22 protein-coding genes are annotated in these 23,075 nt (G+C 70.7%); 4 read left to right on the forward strand and 18 right to left on the reverse strand.

Features of this window, described 5'->3' with window-relative positions:
- Positions 1-37 precede the first annotated feature (37 nt).
- The 6 genes from cydB to glp form a co-directional block, all read right to left on the reverse strand.
- Complete coding sequence (cydB, locus tag RS86_RS02965) at positions 38-1,063, reverse strand: cytochrome d ubiquinol oxidase subunit II (protein ID WP_045270733.1); 1,026 nt, start codon at positions 1,061-1,063, stop codon at positions 38-40.
- Between the two features lie 14 nt (positions 1,064-1,077).
- Positions 1,078-2,490, reverse strand: a complete 1,413-nt coding sequence (locus tag RS86_RS02970) for a cytochrome ubiquinol oxidase subunit I (RefSeq protein WP_045270734.1) — start codon at positions 2,488-2,490, stop codon at positions 1,078-1,080.
- Entirely contained in the window at positions 2,477-3,208 is a 732-nt protein-coding gene (locus RS86_RS02975; protein WP_082076526.1) for a helix-turn-helix transcriptional regulator, read from the reverse strand. Before RS86_RS02975 ends, RS86_RS02970 begins: the two co-directional genes overlap by 14 nt.
- Before the next feature lie 143 nt (positions 3,209-3,351).
- Complete coding sequence (locus RS86_RS02980) at positions 3,352-3,624, reverse strand: DUF6457 domain-containing protein (protein WP_045270735.1); 273 nt, start codon at positions 3,622-3,624, stop codon at positions 3,352-3,354.
- Positions 3,621-4,322 (reverse strand): molybdenum cofactor guanylyltransferase, encoded by a 702-nt coding sequence (gene mobA / locus RS86_RS02985; RefSeq protein WP_052680037.1) that lies wholly within the window; start codon positions 4,320-4,322, stop codon positions 3,621-3,623. Before mobA ends, RS86_RS02980 begins: the two co-directional genes overlap by 4 nt.
- Positions 4,307-5,542 (reverse strand): gephyrin-like molybdotransferase Glp, encoded by a 1,236-nt coding sequence (gene glp / locus RS86_RS02990; RefSeq protein WP_045270736.1) that lies wholly within the window; start codon positions 5,540-5,542, stop codon positions 4,307-4,309. Before glp ends, mobA begins: the two co-directional genes overlap by 16 nt.
- Before the next feature lie 105 nt (positions 5,543-5,647).
- Here glp and radA point away from each other — a divergent pair, with 105 nt between their 5' ends.
- Positions 5,648-7,015, forward strand: coding sequence for a DNA repair protein RadA (gene radA / locus RS86_RS02995; protein WP_045270737.1), 1,368 nt, complete (start codon positions 5,648-5,650; stop codon positions 7,013-7,015).
- A 7-nt stretch (positions 7,016-7,022) separates the two neighbouring features.
- Here the strand turns inward: radA and RS86_RS03000 are convergent, their stop codons facing one another.
- The 11 genes from RS86_RS03000 to RS86_RS03050 form a co-directional block, all read right to left on the reverse strand.
- Positions 7,023-7,433, reverse strand: coding sequence for a dehydrogenase (locus tag RS86_RS03000; RefSeq protein ID WP_045270738.1), 411 nt, complete (start codon positions 7,431-7,433; stop codon positions 7,023-7,025).
- A 214-nt stretch (positions 7,434-7,647) separates the two neighbouring features.
- Positions 7,648-8,328, reverse strand: coding sequence for a hypothetical protein (locus tag RS86_RS03005; protein ID WP_045270739.1), 681 nt, complete (start codon positions 8,326-8,328; stop codon positions 7,648-7,650).
- Positions 8,329-8,337: 9 nt separating this feature from the next.
- Complete coding sequence (locus tag RS86_RS03010) at positions 8,338-8,841, reverse strand: amino-acid N-acetyltransferase (RefSeq protein WP_045270740.1); 504 nt, start codon at positions 8,839-8,841, stop codon at positions 8,338-8,340.
- A 102-nt stretch (positions 8,842-8,943) separates the two neighbouring features.
- The gene (locus RS86_RS03015; protein ID WP_045270741.1) at positions 8,944-9,333 is read right to left on the reverse strand and encodes a Rieske (2Fe-2S) protein; all 390 of its coding nucleotides are present in this window, start codon (positions 9,331-9,333) and stop codon (positions 8,944-8,946) included.
- Positions 9,330-9,641 carry a hypothetical protein gene (locus RS86_RS03020; RefSeq protein ID WP_045270742.1) on the reverse strand — a complete coding sequence of 104 codons (312 nt, stop codon included), beginning with the start codon at positions 9,639-9,641 and terminating at the stop codon, positions 9,330-9,332. The genes RS86_RS03015 and RS86_RS03020 overlap by 4 nt, the downstream gene beginning before the upstream one ends.
- Position 9,642: 1 nt before the next feature.
- Positions 9,643-10,908 carry an amidohydrolase family protein gene (locus RS86_RS03025; protein ID WP_052680039.1) on the reverse strand — a complete coding sequence of 422 codons (1,266 nt, stop codon included), beginning with the start codon at positions 10,906-10,908 and terminating at the stop codon, positions 9,643-9,645.
- Positions 10,909-10,934: 26 nt separating this feature from the next.
- The gene (locus RS86_RS03030; RefSeq protein ID WP_045270743.1) at positions 10,935-12,107 is read right to left on the reverse strand and encodes an ABC transporter ATP-binding protein; all 1,173 of its coding nucleotides are present in this window, start codon (positions 12,105-12,107) and stop codon (positions 10,935-10,937) included.
- Positions 12,108-12,152: 45 nt separating this feature from the next.
- Complete coding sequence (locus RS86_RS03035; protein ID WP_045270744.1) at positions 12,153-13,271, reverse strand: ABC transporter substrate-binding protein; 1,119 nt, start codon at positions 13,269-13,271, stop codon at positions 12,153-12,155.
- Positions 13,272-13,291: 20 nt separating this feature from the next.
- A complete protein-coding gene (locus tag RS86_RS03040; protein WP_045270745.1) occupies positions 13,292-15,067 on the reverse strand; it encodes an ABC transporter permease in 1,776 nt (591 codons plus the stop codon).
- Between the two features lie 239 nt (positions 15,068-15,306).
- Positions 15,307-16,356 (reverse strand): pyridoxal phosphate-dependent aminotransferase, encoded by a 1,050-nt coding sequence (locus tag RS86_RS03045; protein ID WP_045270746.1) that lies wholly within the window; start codon positions 16,354-16,356, stop codon positions 15,307-15,309.
- 96 nt (positions 16,357-16,452) lie between these two features.
- On the reverse strand, positions 16,453-17,133 hold the full coding sequence (locus RS86_RS03050) for a FadR/GntR family transcriptional regulator (RefSeq protein ID WP_045270747.1): 681 nt from the start codon (positions 17,131-17,133) through the stop codon (positions 16,453-16,455).
- A gap of 158 nt (positions 17,134-17,291) precedes the next feature.
- Between RS86_RS03050 and RS86_RS03055 the strand changes: the two genes are divergently transcribed.
- Positions 17,292-18,494: a M20 metallopeptidase family protein gene (locus RS86_RS03055; protein WP_045270794.1), complete on the forward strand. Its 1,203-nt coding sequence runs from the start codon at positions 17,292-17,294 to the stop codon at positions 18,492-18,494.
- A gap of 101 nt (positions 18,495-18,595) precedes the next feature.
- Here RS86_RS03055 and RS86_RS03060 read toward each other — a convergent pair whose 3' ends face one another.
- Complete coding sequence (locus RS86_RS03060; RefSeq protein WP_045270748.1) at positions 18,596-20,206, reverse strand: thiamine pyrophosphate-binding protein; 1,611 nt, start codon at positions 20,204-20,206, stop codon at positions 18,596-18,598.
- 146 nt (positions 20,207-20,352) lie between these two features.
- Between RS86_RS03060 and RS86_RS03065 the strand changes: the two genes are divergently transcribed.
- Both RS86_RS03065 and RS86_RS03070 read left to right on the forward strand, forming a co-directional pair.
- Complete coding sequence (locus RS86_RS03065; RefSeq protein WP_045270749.1) at positions 20,353-21,510, forward strand: PucR family transcriptional regulator; 1,158 nt, start codon at positions 20,353-20,355, stop codon at positions 21,508-21,510.
- A 97-nt stretch (positions 21,511-21,607) separates the two neighbouring features.
- A complete protein-coding gene (locus RS86_RS03070; RefSeq protein ID WP_045270750.1) occupies positions 21,608-22,990 on the forward strand; it encodes an aldehyde dehydrogenase family protein in 1,383 nt (460 codons plus the stop codon).
- Positions 22,991-23,075 lie beyond the last annotated feature (85 nt).

The raw sequence follows: 23,075 nt of genomic DNA on the forward strand, positions 1-23,075 counted from the left end.
GGCCGGGACGGCGGGGACGGCGGGGACGGCAGGGGGCTCATGCGTGCGCGGGCGCCGCCTCGATCGTCGACCGGCGCACGCGCTTGCGGAACACCCAGTACGTCCACGCCTGGTACGCGAGGACGAGTGGCATCGCCACGAGCGCGGTCCAGCTCATGATCTGCAGCGTGTACGGCGTGCTCGACGCGTTCTGGATCGTGAGCGAGTTCGCCGGATCGATCGTCGACGGCAGCACGTTCGGGAACAGCGCGGAGAACAGCATGAGCACGGCCGTCAGGATCGTGACGACCCCGGCGGTGAACGCCCAGCCGTCGCGGCCGCGCAGCGAGAACACCACCGACACGATGAGGAACACCGCGGCCACGGCGCCGAGCCCGATCGTCGCCCAGAGCAGCGACGGGCGTCCGGCGGCGATCGCGATCGTCCACACCACGGTCCCGGCCGCAGCGAGGATCGTCGGCAGGGCGGAGAGCCGCGCCACCCGGCGAGCGCGCTCGTGCACGACGCCGTCGGTCTTGAGCGCCACGAAGTACAGCCCGTGCAGGAAGAACAGCAGCAGCGTGGTGACGCCGACGAGCAGCCCGTACGGGTTCAGCAGATCGAACACGGATCCGCGGAAGATGTGCCTCTCATCCAGCGCCACGCCCTGCACGATGTTGCCGAACGCGACGCCCCACAGCAGTGCGGGGACGGCGGATCCGATCACGATCATGGTGTCGAAGCGGCGCTTCCAGCGCGGGTCGTCCCGCTGGTGCCGGTACTCGAACGACACCCCGCGCAGGATGAGCGCGAGCAGGATCACCAGGAGCGGCAGGTAGAAGCCGCTGAACAGCGAGGCGTACCACTCGGGGAACGACGCGAACAGGCAGGCGCCTGCCACGATCACCCAGGTCTCGTTGAGGTCCCAGACCGGCCCGATCGTGTTGATCACCTGGCGGCGCGAGACGTCGTCCTTGCCGAGGAACGGCAGCGACATGCCCACCCCGAAGTCGAAGCCGTCGAGCACGAAGTAGCCCACGAAGAACAGGGCGACGATCCAGAACCAGAGCGTTGCGAGATCCATGTCCGTCTCCTTCCTCAGTACACGACCGACGGGACAGGGGCGTCCTCGTCGTGCTTCTCTGTGATGTCGGGCCCCTTCTTGGCGGCGCGGACGATGAGCCCGACCTCCACGACTGCGAGGGCGGCGTAGATCGCGGTGAAGGAGATGAGCGAGATGAGCACTTCGACCCCGCTCACCCCGGGCGAGACGCCGTTCTTGGTCGTCATCAGGCTGAACACGATCCAGGGCTGTCTGCCCATCTCGGTGAAGACCCAGCCGACGATGTTCGCGCCCAGCGACAGCGGGAACGAGTAGATCGCGATCTTCCACATCCACTGCGCGGGCTCGCGCTTGGCGTTCTTGCGGGTGAACCAGAGGCCGGCCACGGCGACCAGCGCGTGGGCCATCCCGAGGCCGATCATCCAGCGGAAGGCCCAGTACGTGACCCACAGCACCGGGTTGAACTCGGTGAGGCCCGTGGAGGCGAACTTCTGCGCATACTCCGCGTTCAGGTCGTTGATGCCGTGCACGCAGCCGTCGATGGTGTGGTTCGACAGCAGCGACAGCAGATAGGGCACGCGGATCGAGAACAGCTCGCTCTTGCCGTCGGGGGTGCCGAGCGTGAACAGGCTGAAGGCCGCGTCCTTGCCGCACACCGTATTGAAGGTCGCCTCGGCGGCGGCCATCTTCATGGGCTGCGTGGCGTACATCGCCAGGCCCAGCTGGTCGCCGGAGAGCACGATGCCCGCGGTCGCGACGAGGATCGCCCACAGTCCGAACTTCAGCGACTTCCGCATGGTGGCGACGTGCTGGCCGCGGGCCAGGTGCCAGGCCGAGACCGAGATCACGACGCCGGCCGCGAGCATGAACGCGCCGAAGATCGTGTGCGGGAACGCGGCGAGCGCGACCTTGTTGGTCAGCAGCGCCACGAAGTCGGTCAGCTCGGCACGGTTGGTGGCGGGGTTGTACGTGTAGCCGACCGGGTTCTGCATGAACGCGTTCGCGGCGATGATGAAGTACGCCGACAGGATCGTGCCGATCGCGACGCCCCAGATGGTGGCGAGGTGCACCTTCTTCGGCAACTTGTCCCAGCCGAAGATCCACAGTCCGATGAACGTCGCCTCGAGGAAGAACGCGAGCAGTCCCTCGAACGCGAGCGGGGCGCCGAACACGTCGCCGACGAAGCGGGAGTAGTCCGACCAGTTCATGCCGAACTGGAACTCCTGCACGATGCCGGTCACCACACCCATGGCGAAGTTGATCAGGAAGATCTTCGAGAAGAACCGGGTCAGGTGCAGGTACTCGATCTTGCCGGTGCGCACCCACGCGGTCTGGAAGATCGCGGTGACGGTGGCCATGCCGATCGTGAGCGGCACGAACAGGTAGTGGTAAACGGTCGTCAGCCCGAACTGCCAGCGGGACAGGACGAGCGGATCAAGCCAATCCATGCGCGGAGCCTCCTGCGTTCGTGGATCCGGTGCGGGATCCGGTGCGGTGAGCGGATGCGGATCCGGTCGGGGATCCGACGCGGTCGTCGATGGCGAAGCGGGATCCGCCGACCCGGTCCAGTTCGACCGTGCACTCCTCCGGCCGCGCCGCCGAGCGTACGCAGCGCGCGGTCAGCGGCCCTCCGGCCTGGGCGAGCACGCCCTGCATGAGGCCGAGGTGCACCTGGCACAGCACGGGGCGGTGCTCCGGCCGGGCGGCGGCGTGCGGGCACGGGGTGAGCTCGACGGTGAGCCGGTCCTCGTCGATGACGGGCTCGAAGCCGCTCTCCTCGAGGTGTTCGACGAGGGCGTCGAGCTGGTAGACCGCCTGCTGGCCGAGGCCCGAGGATTCGATCTGCAGCATGCGCCGCAGCAGGTCCCCGCGGCGGGCGGCGTCATCGACCTTCTGCTTGGCGACAGGGCTCGACGCCTCCGGCGCGCCCGTGGCGGCGCTGTACAGTACCCGCGGACGTCCGCGGGTCGTGCGGTGCTCGGTCGCCTGCACGACGTAGCCGCCCTCGATCAGTCGCTGCAGGTGCTCGCGCACCGTGTTCGGATGCAGCGCGGTGGCCTCGCACAGCTCGCCGATCGTGCGGTGCGGACGCGCCTGCACGAGGTGCAGGATCCGTACTCGCGAATAGCTGGAGATCGGCCCGCAGACGGGCCCGGCGCTGGCCATGGCTCCATACTCGCATCGCGCCTCGCCGCCGACGGGGACTTCGGCCGTGAATAATGCCGCACGCGATAGGAGGTTCGGATCACCACCATGCGGATCCCGGATGCCCGGATCCCGGATGCCCGGAACTCACCCGCGGGGAGCGATCAGTCCCGGCCGTGCGCGAGGGCCAGCTGCGAGATCGCGGAGACCGCGGCACGCACGTCGTCGGGGCTCCCGCCCGCGCGGCCGGCCACGAGCCCTGCGACGAAGGCGCTGAACGGCGCGGCGGGACGCGCGACGCCGTTCGCGACGTCGCGCGCGAGGTCCAGGATCAGGGCGATCGGCACGTCCTCCTCGGCGAGGTCGAATCGCTCGCGCAGCTCGGCGGCCCAGTCGTCCAGCGCCTCGGGGGGCAGGGTGCGGTCGTTCGGGGTCATCGGGACTCCTCGTCGTGGTGGGCGTACGGGTCGTGGGTGGCCGGCGGGTCGGCGAGCACCGCCCGGGCCCGTTCCAGGTCGGCGGGAGTGTCGATATCGGCCGTGATGCCATCCTCGTCCGGGATCCACCGGGTCGGAAGCCCTCCGAGCAGTTCGCGGGCGGCGGCGCCGGACGGTTCCACGATCGCGGTGAGCGCGGCGCGCACCGCCGCGACGCGGTAGGCGCCGGCCAACCACTGCGCGCGGTCGTCGGCGCGGAACACGATCGCATCGACGGGGTCAGGGGCCGCGTTCTCCCCCTCGTCGGCGCGCACGGCGTCGCACAGCGTCCGCACGACGTCGGCCGGATGCACGAGGTCCCCGGCGAGCAGCAGCGCCCACTCCACCCCGGCGAGCAACGGCAGCCCCGCCGCGATCGCCGCGACGGGCCCGCCGTAGGGCGGATCCTCCCGTACCCAGATCACGGGAGCGTTCGCCGCGCCGGCCATCGGCGCGGTCTCATCGGTGTCCCAGGCGGCCCCGACCGCGACCACCGGGGCGACTCCCCTCTCCCCGAATGCGGCGAGCGTGCGCTGCCACGGCGTCGATCCGCCGAGCTCCTGCAGGGGCTTGGCGGCGCCGTCGAAGCGCCGCGCGCGACCGCCCACGAGCACGAGGGCGGCGACGGCTCCCACGGGCGTGCTCAGTGCAGCTCCCACACGTCGACGAGATCCCCGACCTCGACCGCCTCGACCTCAGCGGGAACGATCGCGTAGGCGGTGGCGCCGGCGAGCCCCACCGTGAGGTGCGAGCCGGATCCGCCTCGCGTCGCCGGCACGACCGCGCCATCGACGATCACGGCCGGCAGATACTGGCGGCGCGCCGGAGGAGTGCGCCAGGCCGCGCCCGCGGGCAGGCGGCGGGGCGTGCGGTGCACCTCGGCCCGACCCTGAAGCCGCAGCAGCGCGGGGCGCACGAACGTCTCGAACGACACCGCGGCGCTGACCGGATTGCCGGGCAGCCCGAACAGCAGCATGCCCTCGGCGGTCGCGCCGAACGCCTGCGGCTTGCCGGGCTGCATCGCCACCGCGACGAACTCCATCGTCTCGCCCATGCTCAGCCGCACGGCCTCGTACGCACCCGCGCTCACCCCGCCGGAGAAGATCACCACGTCCGCGCCGAGCGTCGCGGCCCGCGCGGCGGCCTCGGCGGGCCCGTCGCCCTCGTCGCCGACGACCTCGCGCAGCACGACCTCGGCCCCGGCCTCGGCCGCGAGGCCGGCCAGCAGCACGCCGTTCGACTCGGGGATCTGCCCGCGCTGCAGCGGTGCGCCGGGAGGCACCAGCTCGGATCCGGTCGACACCACGGCCACCCGCGGCCGGGGCGCGACCTGCACCTCGGCGATCCCGACCGATGCGAGCGCCGAGAGCTGCCGCGGTCCGAGCAGCGCGCCGGCGGGCAGGGCCACGGAGCGGGCGGCCGCGTCAGCCCCGGCCCGGCGCACGTGCGCCCCCTCCGCGCGCGGCGCGCGCTGCACGACGGCGGTCTGCAGCGAATCCGCGAGCCCGCCGACGGTGTCCTCGAACGGGACGATCGTGTCGGCCTGGGTCGGCAGCGCGGATCCGGTCATGATGCGCACCGCGGATCCCTGGGCGAGGGGCGGATCCTCCGGACTCCCCGCCGCCAGATCCGCCGTCACGCGCAGGGTCACAGGATCCGCCTCGCTCGCGGCGGCGACGTCGGCGTATCGCACCGCGAAGCCGTCCATCGCGGAGTTGTCGAAGACCGGCACCGGGTTCACGGCGACCGCGTCGACGGCGAGCGTGAACCCGGCGGCCTCATCCACGGGGATCGACACCGCGGCCCGCGGGCGGACGGCGGCGAGCACGCGCTGCTGCTGCTCCTCGACCGTGCGGAAGGTGGTGGTGCCCTGGCTCATGCGCGCTCCCTCGTCGTGTGGTTCGAGGCTACCGGTGCGCCCCTCGCCCCGCCCGTCGTCGGCGTCACGAGACGGAGCGTCGGTGCCCCCGGCTAGCCTTGCTGCATGGCCTCCCGGAAACCCTCCGCACCCGCGTACGTCTGCACCGAGTGCGGATGGACGACCGCGAAATGGGTGGGCCGGTGCGGTGAGTGCCAGCAGTGGGGCACGGTGACCGAGCAGGCCGCGCAGACCGGCATCGTGCGCCGGATCGAGGCGACGACCCCGTCCGCCGGCCGGCAGGCGCGCCCGATCACGTCGCTCACGTCCCAGGACTCGCCACGGCGCTCGAGCGGGGTCGCCGAATTCGACCGCGTGCTCGGCGGCGGCATCGTGCCCGGCGCGGCCATCCTGCTGAGCGGCGAACCCGGCGTCGGCAAGTCCACGCTGCTGCTCGAGGTCGCGGCCGCCGCGGCCCGTTCCGGCCGGCGGGTGCTCTATGCGAGCGGCGAGGAGTCCACGGCGCAGGTGCGGCTGCGCGCCGAGCGCACCGGCGCTCTGCACGACGAGCTGTATCTCGCGGCGGAGACCGACCTCGGCACGATCCTCGGCCACATCGACGAGGTCTCCCCCGAGCTCGTGATCGTCGATTCCGTGCAGACCGTCGCCTCCGCCCTGTCGGATGGTGCCGCAGGCCAACCCGCGCAGGTGCGCGAGGTCGCGTCGGCGCTCATCCGGGTCGCGAAGGATCGGGATCTCCCGATCGTCATCGTGGGGCATGTCACGAAGGACGGGTCCGTCGCCGGTCCTCGCGTGCTCGAACACCTCGTCGACGTCGTCTGCCATTTCGAGGGCGACCGGCAGACCTCACTGCGGTTCATCCGCGCGCTCAAGAACCGGTTCGGTCCGACCGATGAGGTCGGCTGCTTCGAGATGACCGGATCCGGGATCGCGGAGGTGCCGGATCCGTCGAGCCTGTTCCTCTCGCGCGGACGTCCCGTGCCCGGCACGTGCGTCGCGATCGCGCTCGAAGGCCGACGTGCGATGCCGGTCGAGGTGCAGGCGCTCACGATCCCGACGCAGGCGCCGAACCCGCGCCGCGTCGTGAACGGACTCGACTCGTCACGTGTGGCGATGGTCCTCGCGGTGCTCGAGCGCCGGGCCGGCATCAAGACCAGCGACAAGGACGTGTACGTCTCGACCGTGGGCGGCGTGCGCTTCGTCGAGCCGGCGGCGGATCTGGCGATCGCGATCGCGGTGGCCGGCTCGCTCATGGACAACGCCGTTCCGCGCACGCTCGCCGCGGTGGGTGAGCTGAGCCTCGCGGGCGAGGTGCGCCCGGTCACCCAGGCGGCGCAGCGCCGCTCGGAGGCGGCCCGGCTCGGCTATGCGCACGTGATCGACGACCGCTCTGCGACCCTGCGCGGCGCGCTCGGCGACGTCAAGGCGCACCGTGCCCCGCGCCGTCTCGACGACGAGGTGCCCGCATTCTGACGCCGGGTCAGGCCTCGAGCGCGCGCAGCAGCTCCTCCGGAGGCGCCTGCATCGGGTGCGGGCCCGCGATGTCGAGGAACACGGTCGTGATCACCTCGCGATGGGTCGTGAGGAACGAGCGCAGCCACAGCGGCGAGTAGATGCCGACGCCGGGCGGGAGGTTCGCCGGCTTGTGCTTCGCGTCGCTGAACAGCAGCAGCGCGACGTCGCCCGTGGCCGGATCCCGGTATGTCCACACCTCGCCGCCGTCCCGCGGGTCATCCCTCGCGCCGGGCCGGATCAGCGGCACGACCGTGTTGCCGTTGCGCAGGGCGAGCGCCACCGCGGCCATGTCCTGCTTCTCGAGCGCCTGCGCGAGCGCCTCGGAGCGGAAGTCCGCCGCGGCCGGTGCCTTCTTCTTCGACTTCTTCACGGCCATCGTTCCAGCATAGGAGAGGACCTCTTCGCTCATCGCTTGGGGACAGACGATCGAAGAGGCCCTCAAAGTCCTCGACGACGGACGACGATGCGCTGGGGACGCTTAAGATTGTCGAAGCCACTGGGGATGGCAACCGTCAAGATCTCGAAGACTTGGTGTCTATGGTATCCCAAAGGTTGGACCCAGGCGACATATTCCCACTTTCCGTCCAGGTTCAATTCAGCAGGAACTGCACCGGATTCGTACTCTGGAACCCTCCGATCGACACGGTCAGGCGGTAGGCCGCCCCACCACCAGGGGCACGCTGCCGGTCGGTCGCCTCGCAGGTGTCGACGCTCGAGCGCGTGCGATCCCAGACGACCGGGTTCGAGCTGGTGATCGTGGCACCGGCCTTGATGGTCTGGATCGCGTCGCTCGGGGTCTGCTGGCAGTCCGTGGAGCGCCACCAGGTGTCGCTCCCGCTCGTGATCGTGAACGCCTGCGTCGTGGTGCCGACGTTCATCGTGCAGTCCTTGCCGCTGTTGTTGGTCAGCGAGATCGACAGCTTCGGGTTCTCGTCGGCGGAGTAGCTGTCGTGATCGGCGACGGCCGTGACCTGCACCTCTGCCGCGGTGCACGGCACTGGCCCCGCGCCCGCCGTGCTCGTCGGCCCCGGCGTCGTCGCGGCGGGGTCTGGGCTCGCGTCCGCGCTCGGATCCGGAGTGGCGGGAGGCACCGACGCCGTCGGCGACGGCGTGGACGACGTCGTGGGCACCGGCTTCGGATCCCCGCCGGACGCGCCGCGCCCGACGAGCGCCCACACGAGCACGATCAGCAGCGCGAGCAGCACGATGATGATGCCGAGGACCACGATCCGCCGGCGACGATAGACGGCGGCGGACTGGCGAGAGCTCATGATTCCAGGTTAGACAAGGTGCTTGAGCATCCGCGTGTTGCCGAGCGTGTTCGGCTTCACGTGCGCGAGGTCCAGGAACTCGGCCACGCCCTCGTCGCCGCTGCGCAGCAGCTGGGTGTAGACGTCGGGGTCCACGACCTGCTCGCCGATCTGCGCGAAGCCGCGACGCTCGAAGAACGGCACCTCGAAGGTCAGGCAGAACAGCCGGCTCAGGCCGAGGTCCACCGCGTGGGTCTCGAGGCGCTCCACGATGGCCCGCCCCACGCCGTGGTGCTTCCACCCCTCCTCGACGAGCAGGGTGCGCACCTCGCCGAGGTCTTCCCACATGACGTGCAGCGCGCCGCAGCCGATGAGCCGGCCGTCGGCCTCCGCCACCACGAACTCCTGCACCGCGCCGTAGAGCACCGCGATGTCCTTGCCCAGCAGGATGCGTCGTTCCACGAGCGGCTCCAGGAGTGCGTAGATGCCCTGGACGTCGGCGGCCCGCGCGGGCCGGACGAGATAGTCGCTCATCCCTCCAGCCTACGACCGCCATCCTGTACGCCCGCGGACGACGCGGCCCCGTCGTCCTGCTCGCGGGGAGCAGGACGACGGGGCCGGGGCCCGGGCGTCGCGTCAGACCGTGACGATCACGTCGTCCGCGTCGACGCGGACCGGGATCGGGCGCAGCCCGACACGGCGGTCCGCGGGGTGCTTGCCGGTGAGGACGTCGAACTCGAAGCCGTGCCAGGGGCACACGATATTGCGGTCGGTGGGGTGGAACCCCGGCCCTCCGCTCTTCAGCCCGCCCTCGCCGCGCACCAGCTGCACGGTGCGCGGCATGATCTTGCCCTGGCAGACGGGCCCGCCCTGGTGCGGGCACACGTTGTGCCATGCACGCACCTCGCCGGCGTGGAAGTACAGGCCGAGCTCCGTCCCGTCGACGTCGACGATGATCCGCTCCCGCTCCCGCAGGTCGGCGAGGCTCGCGACGACGACGTCCCGGCGGACGACCTGCGCGCTCATTCGGCCCTCCGGTACCAGATCGCCATGTCGAAGAGGTTCACGTCGGCGGCGTCCAGGAGCGCCGTGACGAGCACGACGGTCTCGGTCGCGTTGAGCGCGTCCTCGCGGACCGGCCAGGCGATCTTGCCGACCCGGTCGGTCTTCGCGGAGAAGAGCCGCGCGGCCGCATGGAGCACGTCGGCGATCTGCTCGTCGGAGACCTCGGCTCCGCGCTCCTCGTCGCTCACGTGCTGCACGAGCTCGCCGAGGCGGGTGACGACCGCCGAGAGCTCGGCGATCTCGGGGGTGGTGGTGATGTTCTCAGTCATGTCAGGAGATCCCGGGTCGCTCCTGGAGCACACGCTCCGCGGAGGGCTTCTGTCGGTCGGTGGGGAGGTTGAACACGCGTGCGGCGTTCAGCCCGAGGATGTTGCGCTTGGCCTGCTCGGAGAGGAAGGGCAGGCGGGTGATGGTGGACGGGGCGTCCCAGTCCCAGTGCGGCCAGTCGGACGAGTAGAGCAGCTGCGTCTCCGCGTTGAACGACTTCATGGTGGCCTCGAGCAGCTCCATGTTGGTCCGCTCCATGGGCTGGGTCGTGTACCACATCTCCTTCATGTACTCGCTCGGCAGGCGCTTGAGACCGGGGGCCTCACTCGGCCGCATGAGCACCTCGTGATCGAGGCGCTGCATGAGGAACGGGATCCAGGCCAGGCCGCTCTCGACCCACACCATCTTGAGCTTCGGGAAGCGCTCCGGCATGGCGTTGATGATCCAGTTCGTGACGTGGATCTGGTTGTAGTGCGTGAAGGAGAGCGCGTGCATCGAGAGGAAGCGGTTCAGCTGCGCGAACGACGGGTCCCCCCAGTGGTAGCCGGAGTGGAAGGCGAGCGGCTTTCCGCTGTCCTCGATGAGCTTGTACAGGCGCGTGTAGACGTCGGAGTGCACGGGGTTGTTGCGCGTCGAACACACCGTGTAGCCGATGATGCCCGGATCGTCGGCGTACTTCTCTACCAGCTCCTCGCACACCTCGGGCGTGTTGTAGGGCAGGTAGAGCATGCCCTTGAGGCGCGGGTTCGGCGGCAGGATCACCTCGGTGAGCCAGCGGTTGAAGGCACGGCCCAGCACGACCTCGACCTCGTCCTGCGGGTGCATGCCGAGCAGCAGCATCGCGCTCGGGAACACCACCTGGTAGTCGAGTCCCATCGCGTCCATGCCGCGCCGGGCGGCGGTCACGAACGGGTGCCCCTCCGTGCCGTCGGTGGGCTCCTTGCGCCCCTGGTGGCCGATGCGGCCGCCGACGCTCTGCTGCGACATGCCGGGCTGGATGTTGAGGAGCGCGTTGTTGCCGGCGAATCCCGCGTACTGGCTCATGCCCAGGTCGCGCCAGACGTCGTTGTCGATGAGGCTCAGCACCTCGCCCCAGAAGTGATCCTCGGAGACGTGCGCGTCGATGTCGACGATGAAGTAGTCGTCGTAGTCGTCGCGCGCCTGCTTGGTCGCGTGGGCGAGCACGTCGCGCGTGTCGGAGCGGCCGCCGATCTCGGCGAGCTCGCGAATGCGCGGCGCGTCGGAGCGGGGGGTGGGCAGGTCACTCATGGGCGTTCCTCTCAGGCGTCGATCGCTCAGTGCGCGGCGACGATCGCATCGGTCATCGTGGTCAGGTAGTCGTCCTCGGCGGGTGCCGCCGCCGCGCGGTGCGGGATCACGACCGCACGGGCGGGGTTGATCGCGAAGCCGTACTCGTCACCGGGACGCGGCACCGCGTCCGCGGTCATCTCGCCCGTCTCGACCCGCACGCGGAGCGGCAGCCGGTCGGCGCGGACCAGCAGGTTGACGGCGCTGCCGAGATAGGTGCTGCGCTCGACGTCCGCGCGGAACCGCCCGGCTCCGGCAGCGAGATCGCCGGCGGGCATGATCCTGGCGTGCGCGGCACGGAAGGCCACATCGGCCCTCTCCCCCGGCGCCGCCTCCCCGGTCACGACGCCCGCGACGACGAGCGAGGTGCCGTCGACCTCGACGTCGGCGATGCCGTCGCGCACCGCGCGGATCGTTCCGGGGAGGATGTTCTGGAAGCCCATGAAGTCGGCGACGTACGCCGAGTTCGGGCGGTCGTACAGCTCGCTCGGCGTGCCGTCCTGCACGATCGCGCCCTCGCTCATCACGATGATCCGGTCCGAGAGCGTGATCGCCTCCTCCTGGTCGTGCGTGACGTAGACGGAGGTCGTCTCGAATTGGTTGTGCAGCGCGCGCACCTGCTGGCCCATCTGATAGCGCAGCTTGGAGTCGAGGTTGGAGAGCGGCTCGTCGTAGAAGATGATGCCCGGCCGGGCGGCCAGAGCGCGGGCGAGAGCTACCCGCTGCTGCTGACCGCCCGACAGGGCGGTGACCGGTCGGGTCTCGAAGCCCGCGAGTCCCACCGCGGAGAGCATGTCGGCGACGCGGGTGCGGCGCTCGGCCGCCCCCACCTTCGCGACTTTGAGCGGGTACGCGACGTTCTCCGCCACGCTCATGTGCGGCCAGAGCGCGTAGCTCTGGAAGACCATGCCCACCTGCCGCTTGTCCGCCGGCACGAACGTGCGCCGGTCGGTGTCCACGACGATGCGATCGCCCATGCTGATGCGTCCGCCCGTGGGGCGCTCGAGACCGGCCAGGCACCGCAGGGTCGTCGTCTTGCCGCAGCCCGAGGGGCCGAGCAGGGTGACGAACTCGCCGGATCCGATCGTCAGATCCAATCCGTGCAGAGCGGTCTTGCCGCCGTAGCGCTTGGTCAGTCCTGATACCTGGACCTCAGTCATGCCGATCAGTGCTCTCTCGCTGGGGGACGTCGGATTTCGAAACGGCTACTTCTTGAACTGCGCGTTGATGAAGTCGAAGTAGGGCTGGTTGAAGTTCGGGTCGGGGTTGGAGAACGGCAGGCGTCCGAGCTTGCTCAGCGCCGGAGCGCCCTGCGGGCCGGGAGCGTCCGGCGTCCAGCCGTACGACTTGTTCTTCTCGGCGAGCGCCTTCTGCCCCTCGGGCGAGTACAGCCAGTTGATGTAGAGCTGCGCGGCGTCCGCGTGCGGGGCCTTGTTCACGATGCACATGCCGGTGCGGGACATGAAGTTGCCGCCGTCGTCGAGCGGGAAGACCGCGGCGACCGGGCCGCCCTTCGCCTTCACGTCCTCGTAGAAGCCCTGGTAGACCGCGATGCCGATCGGGAACCGGCCGCTGGCCACGTCCGCGGGGACGTTGGGCTCGGACTGCGCGAACTGCACGTCCTGCTGAGCGAGCGCCTCGACGTAGGGCTTGCCCCACTTGTCCGCGCTCTCCGGCACCATGAGCGAGGTGAGGATGTAGCGGATGCCGCCGGGGACGGTCGGGTCGCCGACCGTGATCTTGCCCTTCCACTTCGGGTCGAGCAGGTCCTTCCAGTTCTTCGGGGCCTCGTTCTCCTTCACCATGTCGGTGTTGTAGACGAACACGAAGTACCGCATCGCGTAGTAGGTGAGGCGGCCGTCGAAGTTGGTCGGGATCTCGAAGCCGTCCGGAGCCGTCTGCACGTCGGCCTTGGTGCACAGGTCGGCCTTCGCGGCGACCTGGGGCGACTCGCCGCCGTCGTAGATGTCGGCGATGCGGTTGCCGCTCTGCGCCTCGGTCTCGATCTTGGTGATGCTCTGCGCGTCCGGCTGATCCTGCTGGACCACCTTGATCCCGGGGAAGCGGTCCGTGAAGGCCTTGAACAGCGCCTTCTGCGAGGAGACGCTGGGGCCGTAGACCACGATGTCGGTCTTGCCTCCGGAGACGGCCTTGTCGTAGAGGTCGTTCATGTGCGCGTTGCCGGCAGCGCTCGTGCCGGGGACCTCGATCGGGGTGTCCGGCTTGGCGGCGGCGGTGCCGGAGGAGCACGCGGTCAGGGCTGCGAGCGCGCCGACGGCCAGGGTGGCCGTGGCGAGGCGGAGGGTGTTGCGGGAGAACGTCATCATTCTTCCTCTCGGGTGTGTCAGGGGGTGATCCGGGTGAGGGGGACTGAGGGGGCACGGCCGGAGCGTCCGGCGCGGGCGCGGAGGACTGCGGCGAGCTTCATGGAGCCGGCGGCGAGCGCGAGCACGGCCATGGCCGCGACGAGGATGATCATGAACAGGGCGGCGCCCTGCGACATGTTGCCCTGCAGGAACTGCTGGAACGCGGTCAGCGAGACCGGCTGCAGTCCGGGAGGGGCGAGCAGCATCGGCACCGACAGGTTGCCGGCGATGAACAGTGCGGAGAGGAACCAGCCGGACAGGAAGCTGGGCACGACGAGGCGGAGCACGATCGTGATCAGCACGCGCCAGGACCCGGCGCCGGACGTGCGTCCCGCCTCCTCGAGCTCCGGCGAGAGCTGCGCGAGCGCCCCCTCGGCGATCCGGCTGGAGACCGGGATCGTCGCGACGATGAGCACGAGCGTCATGAGGAACGCGGTCCCGTAGAGGCTGCGGAAGGCCGGCACGTAGAGCACCGCGAACATGTACGCGAGCGCCAGGACGATGCCGGGCAGCGCCCACGGGATCCACACCGAGAACGACGTGTACGAGCGGATGAAGCCGGTGCGGCGCGCCGTGACGTAGGTCGTGAGCAGGGCGACCGCGATCGAGCCGAAGCCGCCGATCACCGCGAGCCAGGCCGTGAGTCCCAGGCTCGAGCTGAACTCGGGATCCGTGAGCATCTGCACGTAGTTGTCGAACGTCAGCCCGGTGCTCATCACCCCGAAGATCGGCTGCAGGCTGCCGAGGATCATCGCGAACAGGGGCAGGATCAGGTTCAGCAGCAGGAAGACGACGATGAGGGCGGAGAGCACCCAGCGCACGGGTCCGAGCTCCTGCGGCTCGCGGCGGGAGGTCTTGCCGGAGAGGGTCGTGAAGCTGCGCCCGCGGAGGATCCAGCGCTGCGCGAGGAAGAGCAGCAGCACGAGCACGATGAGCACGAGCGAGAGCGCGAAGGCCTTCGTGTACTCGGCGGGCGCCTGGTCGCGCACGTAGTGGAAGATCTGCGTCGAGAACACGAAGATGTTGGCCTGACGCCCGATCAGCTGAGGGCTGTCGAACGACTGGAACACGAGCACGGCGATGAGGATCGCGGCCCCGGTGATCGCGGGCCCGACCGAGGGGATCGTGATCGTGAAGAAGGTCCGCACGGCTCCCGCGCCGCTGATCGAGGCGGCCTCGTCGAGCGACTGATCCCGGTTCTTGAAGGCGCCGAGCATGAGCAGGTACGCGAACGGCATGTAGCCGAGCGACATGAGCAGGAACAGGCCGCCCCAGCTCTGGATGTTGATGAGCGGCCCCTGCATGCCGAGCATGCGGCCGAACTGGTTCAGCAGGCCGTTCTGCGGGTTGCCCAGCATGATCCAGCCGAGCGTGTGGAACAGCGGCGGCACGAACAGGTTGACCGCCATGAGGGGCGTCAGCAGGCGGCGGCCGGGGACGTTGGTGTTCGCCGCGATCCAGGCGAAGAGCCCTCCGCCGGCGACCGAGATCGTGCCGCACACGACGACGAGCAGCAGCGAGTTGCCCATGGTCTTCCAGGTCTCGGGATCCTGGAACGCCGCGAGCAGTCCGCCGAGCGTGAAGGGCAGATCGTCCGACGGGAGGCCGTCGCGGAACGCGCCGATCGCGATCATCGAGACCGGGTAGACGAACACGAGCGTCAGCGCGGCGAGGAACACCGTCCACCCGAACCCGCCGGTCATCGAGCGCCGGATCGATGCTCGCCGGTCGCGTTCGAAGTCGCTTGCCGTCACTGCCCTCTTCTTCCGTTCGCGAGAGCGGATCCGAGACCTCCGGTCACCCGGGATCAGACCGCTCCGTCTGTCGTGTTGTCAGCGTAGGAAGCCGCTGCGCGGGCCTCATCGGGCCCGGCTCCGAAGTCCTTCCCGGGCGATCCGACACGGTGTCGGAACCCGGGCCGCCAGGGGTGCGATCGTGTCCGTCGGCGATCCCCGGCGCGCGATCGCGACGCGCCGGGGATCGATCAGGGGGCTCAGAGAAGGGCGGCCAGGACGGCGTCGTTCTCCGCGGGGAGGCCGACCGTGACGCGCGCGCCGCCGGCGTTCGGGAACGGCCGGGCGAGGACGCCCTGCTCCGCGAAACGCGCCATGAGCGCTCCCGCGTCGCCCGGGAGGAAGAGGAAGTTGGACTGACTGGGGAGCACCGCCACGCCCGCCTCGTCGAGGGCGCGTACCATGCGCGCGCGCTCCGCGACGATCGTCGCCACCCGTTCCTCGGCGATCGCGATGCCCTCGGGGCTGAAGGCCGCGATGAGGGCGGCCTCGGCGATCCCGTTCAGCGCGAAGCCGACCGAGGTGCGCCGCAGCGCCTCCGCGATCCGCTCGGAGGCTGCGGCGTAGCCGGCTCTGATGCCGGCGAGTCCGTGCGACTTCGAGAGCGTGCGCAGGATCACGAGGTTGTCGAACTCGTCCAGCAGTGGCAGGGCGGCCTCGACCGGCTCGTCCGTGACGAACTCCCGGTAGGCCTCGTCGAGCACGACGATCACGTTCTCCGGCACGCTCCGGAGGAACTCCCGCAGGCCCTCGACCGGGATCAGACCGCCGGTCGGGTTGTTCGGGTTGCAGAGGTACACGATGCGCGTCTCGGGGCGGATCGCGGCGGCCATCGCCGCGAGGTCCATGGCGCCGTCCTCGGCGAGACTGACCGCGGTCGCATCGGCCCCGGCGAGACCGAGCGCGGCCTTGTACGCCTCGAAGGACGGCACAGGGTAGACGCCGTGCACGCCCGGCTCGCAGACCAGCCGCGCGAGACCGTGCAGGAGCGATCCGGATCCGTTGTCCACGGCCACGCGGTCCTGGTCGACGCCGAGCGCTCCGGCGATCGCGGCACGGGCCGCGGCACGGTGGTAGTCGGGGTAACGGTGCGACGTCTCGACCGCCGCGGTCATCGCCGCCACGATCGGCGCGGACGGCGTCCAGGGCATCTCGTTCTGGGAGAGCCGGATGGGCGGCGGGGTCGCCCCAGAGGGACGGTTCGGGGTCTGCAGCATCTCATCGACGACGCCTCGGAACTCGAGCGGCATGCGTCCTCCTCGGGGCGGAAGTTAATTCTTAATAATGAATATGAACATTATTGAAGACGCGTCGTCCTGTCAACCCGCGCCGCCCCCTCCGAACCCTCAGGAGAGCAGCGTGGCGACCGAGGAATGCCGGTGCCGCTCGGCCGCGGAGCGCGCGAGGGCATGATCGCGTCCGGCGACCGCCGCCGCGAAGTCCAGGTGAGTGCGAAGCCGCGCCGGCGTGCTGGGCGCCGTGGCACCTTCGAGCTGCTCGGCGATGATGTAGTCGACGAGGTTGGTGTAGAGGCTGCGCAGCAGCTCGTTCGGGGTGATCAGGGCGATCCGCGCGTGCAGCGCCCAGATCGCCGAGGGCCCCTTGTCGGTGTCCCACACGGCCTGGAGCCGATCGGCGAGCGCCGTGATCTCGGCGATGTCGTCGTCGCCCGCGTGCTCGATCGCATCGTGCAGCACGAGCCCGTCCAGCGCGTCCAGCACCCGGAGACAGTCGCTCGCCGTCGCCTTGCCCTCGCGCAGCTGCAGCAGCTGGTCGCTGAGCTGCATGAACGGCGAGCGCGACGCGACGAAGATGCCGCCACCGGGACCGGGCTTCGCATCGACGATGCCGCGCGAACGGAGCAGCTGGATGGCCTCGCCGAGGGTCGCCGGCGCCACGCCGAAGCGGGTGGCGAGCTCCTGCCGCCGCCCGATGAAGTGCCCCGCCTTCCAGCCGCCCGAGACGATCTCGTCCTCGAGCGACTTCGCGACCTGCACGGCGACAGCGGCGTTGGTGATCTGCGTCATGACTTTCCCCCGGTGATCCCTGCGGTGACCCCGAGCCGGCCACGCGTGAGTACAGAGTATGAGGTGACCCGCGTCGGCGCACCATCTATTGGATATATTCATCATATCCAATGACCATCGACGGCCTCGGATCGTCGATCAGGGACGAAGGAGTCCTCATGACGGATCCCGCCGCGCTCCGCGCCGACGCCGGAGCCCTCCTGCCTGAGCTCGTCGCACTGCGGCGGGCCCTGCACGCCCATCCCGAGGCGGGATTCGCCCTCCCCCGGACGCAGCGCGCCGTGCTCGACGCCCTCGACGGGCTCGACCTCGAGACGACTGCGGGCCCGGGGGACTTCTCCTCGGTCACCGCTGTCGTGCGCGGCGCCCGCCCCGGTCCCGCCGTGCTGCTGCGCGCCGACATGGACGCCCTCCGGGTGCAGGAGCGCACCGGACTCCCCTACGCCTCGGGCGTCGAGGGGGTCATGCACGCCTGCGGGCACGACCTGCACACGGCGGGCCTCGTCGGCGCGGCACGGCTGCTGGCCGCACGCCGGGAGCGGCTGACGGGCTCGGTCGTGCTCATGTTCGAGCCGGGCGAGGAGGCCGGAGGCGGGGCGCTGCGGATGATCCGCGAGGGCGTCCTCGACGCGGCGGGGCCGCGCGTCGAGGCGGCCTACGGCGTCCATGTGCTTCCCGGGCCGGCCGGGGTGTTCTCGACCAGGGGCGGCACGATCATGGCGGGAGCCTGCGCGCTCGAGATCGTGGTCGAGGGCCGCGGCGGACACGGATCCCGCCCGCATCAGGCGATCGACCCTGTACCGGCCGTCGCGCAGATCGTCCTCGCCCTGCACGCGTTCGCGACCCGCCGCTTCCCGACCTCGGATCCGATCGTCCTCTCGGTCACGAAGCTCGCCGGCAGCGAGATCATCAACGCGATCCCCGACACGGCCTCCCTCGGCGCGACGATCCGCATCCTCTCGGAGCGCAGCAGACGGACGCTGGAGGCCGAGCTGCCCGCGCTCGCGGAGGGGATCGCGGCCGCGCACGGCTGCCGTGCCACGGTCTCGTTCCGCACGGTCTATCCGGTCACCGTCAACGACGAGACCTGCGCGGAGCGGGCGCTCGCCACGATCGGCGGGCTTCTCGGCCCGGAGCGCGCGGCGCTCGCGACCGAGCCCTCGATGGCGTCGGAGGACTTCTCCGCGGTTCTCGACGAGGTGCCTGGCGCGTTCCTCTTCCTCGGCGCCACCCCCGCCGGGATCGATCCCGACGAGGCGGAGATGAACCACTCCCCCCGCGCCTTGTTCGACGACGGCGTGCTCGCGGATCAGGCTGCGGCGCTCGCCTCGCTCGCCCTCGCGCACGTCGGCCCCCGATGAGGTTCGCCGCATCACGCCGGCGCGTCACCGGACACCGGATCGGGGGCTGCCGCGGACGGACGGGATCGCTCCCCCACCGGCCGCCGCAGCCCCCGCGCGGATCAGTGCTTCTCGTGGATGAGCGACCAGGGCGAGGGGAAGACGTCCACCCGCACCCGGACGATCGCCGGGCGCCGGGCCGCGATCGCGGCCTCGATCGCCGTACGGACGCCGTCCGCATCCTCGACGTCGACGAAGTCGATGCCGAACGCCTGCGCGAGCACCGCGAAGTCGGGGTTCACGAGCTCGGAGCCGATGAACCGCCCGCCGTACGTGTCGCGCTGGATGCGCCACACGTTGCCGAACCGACCGTCCTCGAACAGCACCGTGACCAGGGGGATCCCGTAGCGCTTGGCGGTCGCGAACTCCTGCAGCGACCAGCCGATCCCGCCGTCCCCTGTGACGGCGACGACCGGGCGCCCGCCCGCGCCGACCGCCGCGCCGAGAGCGGTGGGCATCGCGTAGCCGAGCGTGCCCTGGTAGCCGGGCCACACGTACGAGTGCGGAGCCTGCACGGGGAAGCCGTACGTCGAGACGTATCCGATCTGGGTGAGCTCGTTGACGTACACGCCGTCCTCGGGCAGGGCGGCGCGGATGGCGTCGACGAAGGCCATCTGCGGCGCGACGCGCTCGCGGATCCGCTCCTCGCACTCGGCGCGGAGGCGGCGCAGCTCCTCGCCCCAGCCCTCGCGCGCCGGCGCCTCGGCGACGAGCGCCTCGAGCAGCGCGGTGGCGTCGGCCCTGATCGCGAGGTCGGGCTTCCGGGGCGCGCCGAGATCGGCCGCCTCGACGTTCACGAGTGCGACCTTCGCCTCCCCGACGTTCACCTGCTGCCCGAACGGGGTGAGGAACCGGCTCCCGAAGGAGATCACGAGATCCGCCGTGGCGCGCAGCTCCCAGAGGGCGAAGGCGGGCAGAGCGTGCGGATCCCGTGCGTCGATCGCGCCGCGGCCGTTCTCGCTCATGACCACGGGGGCGTCCAGCCGCTCGGCGAGGGCGGCGATCAGCGCGAACGCGCGATGCCCGCGCACGCCGCCGCCGACGTGCAGGACCGGGCGCTCGCTCTCGGCGAGCAGGCGCAGGAGCGCCGTCACGTCTTCGGCGGGCGCGACCGGCGCATCCACGGCGAAAGGATCGCCGACCTCGACGTCGATCTCGGCGTGCAGCAGGTCCGGTCCGAGCTCGAGCGCCACCGGGCGGGGACGCCCCGTGCGCATCTGCCGGAAGCCCTCGTGCACGAGCTCGGGGATCTCCTCGGCCCTGGTCGGGCGCATCGACCACTTGGTCAGGCCCTCGACGGTCTCGGTCTGACGCGGGATCTCGTGCAGCGCGCCGAGGCCGCCGCCGACGAGACGGGAGGGGATCGTGCCGGCCAGCAGCATCACCTGCGAGGAGCACGCATAGGCCGTCGCCATGCCGGCCCCGGCGTTGAGCACGCCGGGACCGGGGACCACCATCGCGACACCCGGCTTGCCGGACGCCCGGTGGTAGCCGTCCGCCATGTAGGTCGTGCTCTGCTCGTGCCGCGGGACCATCAGGTCGATCTCGTCCCGCTTGCGGTACATCCCGTCGGTGAGCCCGTCGAGCTGCACGCCCGGGATTCCGAAGACCGTCTCGACACCCTCGCTGAGCAGGGCCAGGGTGAGCGCGTCGCCGCCTGTCATCTTTGCCATCGCATCGCCTCTCAAGAAATGAATATAATGAATATAGATCTATTTCCCGATTCCCTGCAACGCGGGCGCTCACGCTCACACCTCGCAGGGGTTCGCGACGGCTTCCGGCGGACAGCGGGGAGCGCAGGAAGACAGGGAGGCGGGCGATGACCCTCGAAGCGCAGGTGCAGGCCTATGCGGACCGGCTCGGGCGGCCCATCATCGTGTTCGACGCGGAGTTCACGGTCACCGCGTTCAGCGTGCACGACGGGGATGTCGACCACGCGCGGCTGGCGATCATCCTGGCCCACCGCGGGTCGTCCCGCGCCCGGGAGTCGATCAAGGAGTTCCGGGTCGGCCAGGCCGACGGCCCCGTGCTGATCCCGGCGATCGAGGGCGGGCAGACCAGGCTCGTCGCGCCGATCCGGCACGACGGCCACCTCGTCGGCTACGTCTCGTCGACGATCCCCGACGGACACGAGCCCGTCGCCGACGACGAAGTGCTGCGCACCGGGCGCGAGCAGCTCGGCGTGGTGCTCGCGGCGATGGCGCTCGGCAACCGGCAGGACGAGGACAGGGCCCTGCGCCTGCTCTCCGCACTGTTCGGCGGCACGGAGCACCGCGCGCGGGCGGCGGACGAACTGCTCACGAGCGGCCTGCTCTCCCCCGCCCCGCACTACACGGCGATCTCGCTCACCGTCGCCCCCGGCGCGGCTGCGAGCGTGGCAACCCTGCGGCTGCTGCTGGACAGGGCCGTCGCGAGCATCCCGGTGTTCCCCACGCTCAAGGCCGTCGGGGCCGTGATCGACGGCGAGGCCGTGATCGCCGTGCCCTACGAGATCGACGCCGACCGCCTCACGGCCCTGCTCGCCCAGCCGGCGTTCTCCGCGCTGCGCGCCGGGATCGGCGGCGCGCACGCCCCGCTCGCCGCAGCCTTCCGCTCCCTCCGAGAGGCACGGATCGCCCAGCGCGCCGCGGTCGTCGACGACGACCGCGGGAGCGTCGCGCACTGGGCGGACCTGGGCCTCGACCGCGTGCTGCTGCAGCTGCCGCTCGCGGAACTCGCCCTGACCGACCTGCCCGAAGCCGTGCAGCGCCTCCTCGACGCGCAGTCCGGCCCCGATCTCGCGCACACGCTCGAGGCCTATCTGGACTGCGGATGCGATGCGCAGCGCACCGCCCAGGAGCTCCACGTGCACCGGAGCACCCTCTACTACCGACTCGACCGGATCCGCGCCATCGCCGACGTCGACCTCGCCGACGGCGGTGTGCGTCGCGAACTGCACACGGCACTGCGGGTCGCGACGCTCGCCGGCCTGCGGTGATCGGGAGACACGGATCCACTAATTGACTATATTGATTAGAGTCGATTGCGGGGCACCCTCCGAACGCCCCGGTCCCGCCGCACGCAAGGGAGCTGCCATGAACGCACTGCTGACCTCGGTCTCCGTCCCCGACGGTCGCCCGATCCTGGACGCCGCCACCCGCGCGGAAGTGGGACGCGCGCCGGTCCGCTCGGTGGCGGACCTGGATCGGGCGATCGACGCCGCCCGCGCCGCGCAGCCCGGCTGGGCCGCCCTCGGCCACGCCGAGCGCTCACGCCTGCTGCACCTCATCGCCGACGACCTCGACGCGCACGCAGAGGAGCTCGGCGAGATCGTCACGGCGGAGCAGGGCAAGATCGACGGCGCCGGCGAGGTGCACGGCGCCGCGCACTGGCTGCGTGCCGCGGCCGACACCGCCCTGGATCCGCAGGTGCTGCGCGAGGACGGCGCCTCCCGCACCGAGCTGCACTACGTCCCGCTCGGCGTCGTCGCCTCGATCGGTCCCTGGAACTTCCCCGTCATGATCTCGGTCTGGCACATCGCCCCTGCGCTGCGCATGGGCAACACCGTCGTCATGAAGCCCTCCGAGAACACGCCGCTGAGCGTGCTGGCCCTCGCCGAGATCTTCCGCCGGCACCTGCCCGCGGACGTCGTCACCGCGATCTCCGGAGACCGCGGGGTCGGCGCCGCCCTGGCCGCCCACCCCGGCATCGCCAAGATCGTCTTCACCGGATCCACCCCCACCGGCCGCCGCATCGTGGAGAGCTCTGCACACAACCTCGCCCGCCTCACGCTCGAGCTCGGCGGGAACGATGCGGGGATCGTGCTGCCGGGCACGGACGTCTCCGCGATCGCCGACCGCCTGTTCTGGGGCGCGTTCATGAACACCGGCCAGGTGTGCGCCGCGCTCAAGCGCCTCTACGTGCACGATTCGGTCTACGACGACATCGTCGCGGCCCTCGCCGAGCGCGCCGAGGCGGCCCCGATGGGGTCGGGACACGACAAGAGCAACCGGCTCGGCCCGGTGCAGAACCCGGCGCAGTTCGACATCGTCACGCGCCTCGTAGAGGACGCCCGCGCCCGCGGGGGCAGGATCGTCACGGGCGGAGAGCCGGCTGCCGAGCTCGGCCCGCTGTTCTACCGCGCCACGATCGTCGCCGACGTGGAGGACGGCGCGGCGATCGTCGACGAGGAGCAGTTCGGACCCGTGCTGCCCGTGGTGCGCTACTCCGACGTCGACGATGCGGTGCGCCGCGCGAACGGCACCGAACAAGGCCTCGGCGCCTCGGTGTGGGGCCCCGATGCCGATGAGGCCGCCGCCGTGGCGCAGCGTCTCGATGCCGGAACGGTCTGGATCAACCAGCACGGCGGCGTCGACCCTTCGATCCCGTTCGGCGGCACCAAGGCCTCCGGCTACGGCCTGGAGTTCGGCGTCGAGGGGCTCAAGGCGATGGCGGCGACGAAGGTCATCCGCCGCTGACGTGCCGGCGCCCGCCGGGTGGGGACCTTGTTTCGTCTCGATCCGGCTGCGCCGGGGCTCGCTCAACGACCCCGAGTCTCCCTCC

It is taken from the genome of Microbacterium azadirachtae (genome assembly GCF_000956505.1).
Lineage (GTDB): Bacteria > Actinomycetota > Actinomycetes > Actinomycetales > Microbacteriaceae > Microbacterium > Microbacterium azadirachtae_A.